The organism is Nocardia sp. NPDC004604, from assembly GCF_040609795.1.
Lineage (GTDB): Bacteria > Actinomycetota > Actinomycetes > Mycobacteriales > Mycobacteriaceae > Nocardia.
Map to the genome: position 1 here is coordinate 1 of NZ_JBEXLC010000274.1, position 5,054 is coordinate 5,054.

Annotated in this window: 6 protein-coding genes; all 6 read left to right on the forward strand. The window is 67.2% G+C overall.

Translation table 11 applies throughout. The annotated features are described in order from the left end of the window. Nucleotides 1-270 precede the first annotated feature (270 nt). The 6 genes from ABZW16_RS42950 to ABZW16_RS42975 all read left to right on the forward strand — a co-directional run bounded on the left by ABZW16_RS42950 (nucleotide 271) and on the right by ABZW16_RS42975 (nucleotide 4,981). On the forward strand, nucleotides 271-705 hold the full coding sequence (locus tag ABZW16_RS42950) for a DUF5666 domain-containing protein (protein ID WP_354961918.1): 435 nt from the start codon (nucleotides 271-273) through the stop codon (nucleotides 703-705). Nucleotides 706-863: 158 nt separating this feature from the next. Continuing rightward, complete coding sequence (locus ABZW16_RS42955) at nucleotides 864-2,003, forward strand: hypothetical protein (protein WP_354961919.1); 1,140 nt, start codon at nucleotides 864-866, stop codon at nucleotides 2,001-2,003. Between the two features lie 157 nt (nucleotides 2,004-2,160). After that, nucleotides 2,161-2,934, forward strand: coding sequence for an SDR family NAD(P)-dependent oxidoreductase (locus ABZW16_RS42960; protein ID WP_354961923.1), 774 nt, complete (start codon nucleotides 2,161-2,163; stop codon nucleotides 2,932-2,934). 5 nt (nucleotides 2,935-2,939) lie between these two features. Continuing rightward, nucleotides 2,940-3,506, forward strand: coding sequence for an orotate phosphoribosyltransferase (gene pyrE / locus ABZW16_RS42965; RefSeq protein ID WP_354961920.1), 567 nt, complete (start codon nucleotides 2,940-2,942; stop codon nucleotides 3,504-3,506). A 147-nt stretch (nucleotides 3,507-3,653) separates the two neighbouring features. Further along, the gene (locus ABZW16_RS42970) at nucleotides 3,654-4,712 is read left to right on the forward strand and encodes a beta-ketoacyl-ACP synthase 3 (protein WP_354961921.1); all 1,059 of its coding nucleotides are present in this window, start codon (nucleotides 3,654-3,656) and stop codon (nucleotides 4,710-4,712) included. A gap of 2 nt (nucleotides 4,713-4,714) precedes the next feature. Then, nucleotides 4,715-4,981, forward strand: a complete 267-nt coding sequence (locus tag ABZW16_RS42975) for a hypothetical protein (protein ID WP_354961922.1) — start codon at nucleotides 4,715-4,717, stop codon at nucleotides 4,979-4,981. The last annotated feature ends 73 nt before the right edge of the window (nucleotides 4,982-5,054 follow it).

Sequence of the window (5,054 nt, forward strand, 5' to 3'; positions counted from 1 at the left end):
TGAGAACTATGAACGACCCGCTGTGGGCGCGGCGATCGTATACGTGGCGGGTGACATCATCGAGTACGCCCCGATGCGGGCCGAGACGCGTGGCAGCAGTGGGGCTCGTACGGCGAACCGTGGGCCGGGGGGCAGGATCCGACCCAGGTCGGTGCGTATCCCCAAGCGGGCGCGCAGTACCCGCCGGGTCCGCCGGGCGCCTCACTACCGCCCGACGAGCAGCCGCCGCGTAGGCGCAATACCGCCCTGTGGATTGCCCTCGGTCTCGGTGTGGTCCTGTTGATCGGCGCGGTCGGTGTGGTCGCCGGTGTGGTGCTGGGCGGTAAGGATTCGTCGTCGAGCACCGCCGCGAGCACCTCGGCGTTGCCGACCGCGGGCCGCCCAACCGGTCCCGCCCCATCGGGTCAGCCGACGCCGACCCAGGCCATCCCGAGCCTTCCGGGGCTCGGCGGCATCGACAACCTCGGCGCGACCATGGGCACCATTTCCGCCAACTCCGGCGGCCAGCTGACCCTGGACACTCTCGGCGGCTCCAAGGTCACGGTGCGCACCACCGATAAGACCCAGGTGATCTCGCTGAAAGGCGGCAAGGCGGCCGATCTGCCGGTCGGCGACATGGTCATGGTGCAGGGCGATAAGGCCGCCGACGGCTCGATCGACGCGAAGATCATCATCAGCACCGCACTGCCGGGAGGAACGCGGTGAGACGGCAGCGGGGGAAGAATATGGGCGACCCGAGCAACCCCGGGACAGGGACGCGCAGGCGCTCGGTCGGCTCGATAGTCGAATGCCGCACCTTCGATCGGCCCGGCGCGGGGCTTATGTCGGACTCCGTCCGACTGCGCATATTAGGGTAGGCGACGATGACGGCAATGTGGTTCGGGTTGGCGGCGATCGCGCTCGTTGGTGCGATCGTGCTGCTCTATTTCGATCGGGTCCAGCGACGGCGGACCGGTCATGCGCGCCAGGTCTGGGCGAAGGCCCAGGGCTATACGTATGTGTCGGTGGAACCGGCGCTCGCGTCGACCTGGCGCCGCGGTGCGCTGGCCAAACTCGGCTATCTATCCGCGGTGGATGTGGTGTCCGGAATCCGCAAGGGCGAGAAGTTCGTCCTCTTCGATCTCGAGGATGCGGCGACACTGGTCGCGGTGCGCAGGCAGATCGGTTCGGATATCGATGTGGATATGCGGCTCAAGACCGCCTCGCCACCCAAGGACGCCGATCTGGAGCTACTCGGCGCGATCGGCGACCGGGTGGTGTTCGCGACCAATCCGGAGATCGCCAGGCATGCCGTCGACCAGCGCATGGTCGCCTTCATCGAATCGCTGGCCGATACCGTGCAGATGCTCTGGAGTGAGGGCAACTGGACCCTCGGCATGCTGAATGTCGGTACGGCGGCCAAGGATTGGGAGACCGCCATCGATGCGGTGCTGCGGCTTTCGGGTCTGTTGCATGTGCTACCGCCGGTCAGTGAGGTGCGCGGGGTGGACTCGGGTGGTCACGATCCGGGTCGGCCGCATCCGCGCAAATCGCGCTCGGCCGCGTCGGACCAGGCCGATCCGCCGGCGGGTGCGAGTCGGGGCGCCGCGCCGGAGCTGCGCAAGGGCGACCACGACGATCCGGACTACGCCGAGTCGGATTCGTCCTACGACGAATCGTCTTATGACGATGGCGATTTCGATCGGCCGAAGTACCAGGAGTCGCAGTACTCCGACTACGACGACTACGACGACGAACCGGCCGCGGCTCCCGAACCGCCGCGCCGCCCGAGCCTCGCCGTGGTCCCCGACTCCCGCTCGCGGGCCCGCGATGACCGCTGGGCAGCCGAGTCGGAGGACAACTGGCCGTCGGATGACCGTCCGGCGGCGCGCAAACCCGCCCAGCCCGAGTCCATCCGGCCCGAGTCGGACGAGGACGATTGGCCGCCCGCCGAGCACCCGGAACAGCCCGGCGGTCCGTTCCACCCTGGATTCCGTCCGTACCAGGGACCCGTGCCGCAGTGATGACCGTCGCGATTGCTTGCAGGTCGCTCGAAAAGATCAGCCCATGGGCCCCTTCTAGCTGGATTGTGCAATGAACTCAGCATCGCATAGCGATTCGATCGGGGGCGGTGGTCGGGTGACCGGCGGGAGTGATAGTCCTGCGCGCCTGCCCGGCGCGATCCGCCCCGTCGCACTGATCACCGGACCGACCTCCGGCATCGGGCACGGATTCGCCGAGCGGCTCGCCGCCCTCGGCTACGACATGGTTCTCGTCGCCCGCGACAAGGAGCGGCTGGACGCGCTGGCCGCGGAGCTGGAACGAAGATTCGCCACCCGCTCGGAGGTGCTGGTCGCCGATCTGGCCGAGGCCGCCGATCGAGAGCGGGTTGCGGCGCGCGCCGCCGACGGCGTCGAATTCCTGGTCAACAATGCGGGATTCGGGCAGTCGGGGGAGTTCTGGACCCAGTCGCCCGCGGCGGTGCAGGCTCAGCTCGACGTCAATGTCACGTCGGTGGTGCAGCTGACCAGGGCCGCGCTACCCGCGATGATCGCGGCCGCCAAGGGTTCGGTCGTCAATGTCGCCAGCGTCGCCGGTCTGATCCCGGGGCGTGGCTCGACCTATTCGGCCTCCAAGGCCTACGTCGTATCCTTCACGGAAGGGTTGGCGGGTGGACTGGCCGGAACCGGTGTCCGAGTACAGGCCCTGTGCCCAGGATTCGTGCACACCGAATTCCATGAGCGGGCCGGCATCGAGATGTCGTCGCTGCCCAAGCAGCTGTGGCTGAGCGTCGAGCAGGTGGTCGCCGGTTCGCTGCATGATCTGGAGAAGGGCCGGGTGCTCAGCGTGCCCGGTGTGCAGTACAAAGTGCTCACCACCGCCGCCGGAATGATCCCGCGGACCCTGGCGGCCCGACTGAATCGCGGCATGTTCAACGCACGCGGAAGGACTTAATACAGATGATCGACCAGGCAAGCAATGCGGCCGTCACGACGGACGACCGCGACAAATTGGCCGCGCTGGTGCGTGAACTCGCCGTCGTACACGGCCGGGTCACCCTGTCCTCGGGCAAGGAGGCCGACTACTACGTCGACCTGCGCCGCGCCACCCTGCACCACGGCGCGGGACCGCTGATCGGCAAGCTGCTGCGCGAACTCGTGGCGGATTGGGATTTCGAGGCCGTCGGCGGTCTCACCATGGGCGCGGATCCGGTCGCGCTCGCCGTCATGCACGCGCCGGGCCGCCCGATCGATGCCTTCGTGGTGCGCAAGGCCGCCAAGACCCACGGCATGCAGCGCCAGATCGAGGGCCCGGATATCGTCGGCAAGCGGGTGCTCGTCGTCGAGGACACCACCACCACCGGCAACTCGCCGCTGACCGCCGTGCGCGCGCTGCGCGAGGCGGGCGCCACCGTGGTCGGCGTCGCGACCGTGGTGGATCGGGAGACCGGTGCGGATCAGGTGATCGCGGCCGAGGGGCTGGAGTACCGGTCCATCCTCGGATTGAAGGATCTCGCACTGGGCTAAGCTGCGAATGCGGACCCGGGTCGCTATCGCTGGTGGTCGAAGCTTCCGATCAGCTGAAACGCCGGTGGCGGTACGACCCGATAAGGGGACGTATACACCGAGCGCAGTGCGGCGTTCGGAGACAGTGAAGGGTCGTGTGAGTTACCTGTGGTGAGCATTGCAGTCAATAAGAGTCGTGCGAATGTCGCGATGCTCGGTATCGGTGCTTACCGTCCGAAACGCCTGGTCAGCAATGAAGAGGTGTGCGAGGTACTCGACTCGACCCCGGAGTGGATCTACGAGCGCACCGGCGTGCGCAACCGCCGGTGGATCAGCGGTGACGAGACGCTGCAGTCGATCGCGGCGGCCGCCGGTGAGCGCGCGATCGTCAATAGCGGTATCGACCGGTCCAAGATCGGTGCCCTCATCCTGGCCACCTCGAGCTGGCTGACGCTGACCCCGCACGGCGCCCCGAAGGTCGCCGATGACCTGGGGATGAACGGTATCGCGGCCTTCGACCTGACCTCCGGCTGCGGCGGTTTCGGCTACGGCCTCGGTGTCGCCGCGGATCTGATCCGAGCGGGCTCCGCCGATTATGTGCTGCTCATCGGCGCCGAGACGATGACCGTCGGACTCGATCCGACCGATCGCGGCACCGCGATGATCTTCGGTGACGGCGCGGGCGCGGTGGTGGTCGGCCCGAGTGAGGAGAACGGTATCTCCCCGACGGTCTGGGGCAGCGACGGCGAGAACGCATCGGCGATCGCGCAGGATGTCGACTTCCTCGAGTACATGCAGAGGGCACAGACGCTGCAGGGCACCGATCCGGCCATCGAGCCCATCGGCCGGATGTCGCTGCGGATGGAGGGTCCGCGGGTATTCCGTTGGGCCGCGGTCACTTTGCCGCGCGCGCTGGCCTCTGCGCTGGAGGTTTCCGGGGTGTCCAAGGAGGACATCGAGGTCTTCATTCCGCACCAGGCCAATGCCCGTATCAACGATCTGATGAAGAAGAACCTCGGGCTGTCCGATGACATCCCGGTGGCCAATGACATCGAGAACACCGGCAATACCTCCGCCGCGTCCATTCCGCTGGCGATGGAGGAGATGTTGGTGACCGGTAAGGCCAAGGGGGGCCAGACGGCGCTGCTGCTCGGCTTCGGCGCCGGGCTGAGCTATGCGGGCCAAGTCGTCACCCTGCCGCCCGCCCCGAAAGAGTCGAGCTTCTGACCGTGTCTGATTTGCAGCGCTCCCGGGTCCCTACGTGGCCACGCCAGCTACCGCCTCCGGGCCCGTCGCTCACGCTGCGGCGTCCTTTTCGCGCCGCTTTTCTAGCGGCGGCGGCGACGACTGTGTACGGCGCGGTCACCGGCCGCGACAAACTGCAGTGGATCGCCAAACCGCTGATGATGCCGCTATTGGCGGCCGATGTGGCGACCGATCGGGCGGCGCTCGACCCGGTCGATCGGACGGTCCTGCTAGGTTGTGTGTCGAAGTGAGCTGAGGGTGGCATCGCTGTGCGGTGCCACCCTCAGCTGGTTTGTGAAAGCTGTTGTCTGCGTTGGTATATGG

Bases quoted from the DNA above. Each gene is read 5' to 3' on its own strand.
- ABZW16_RS42955 (WP_354961919.1), top strand. From the start codon at position 864: ATGACGGCAATGTGGTTCGGGTTGGCGGCGATCGCGCTCGTTGGTGCG.
- pyrE (WP_354961920.1), top strand. From the start codon at position 2,940: ATGATCGACCAGGCAAGCAATGCGGCCGTCACGACGGACGACCGCGAC.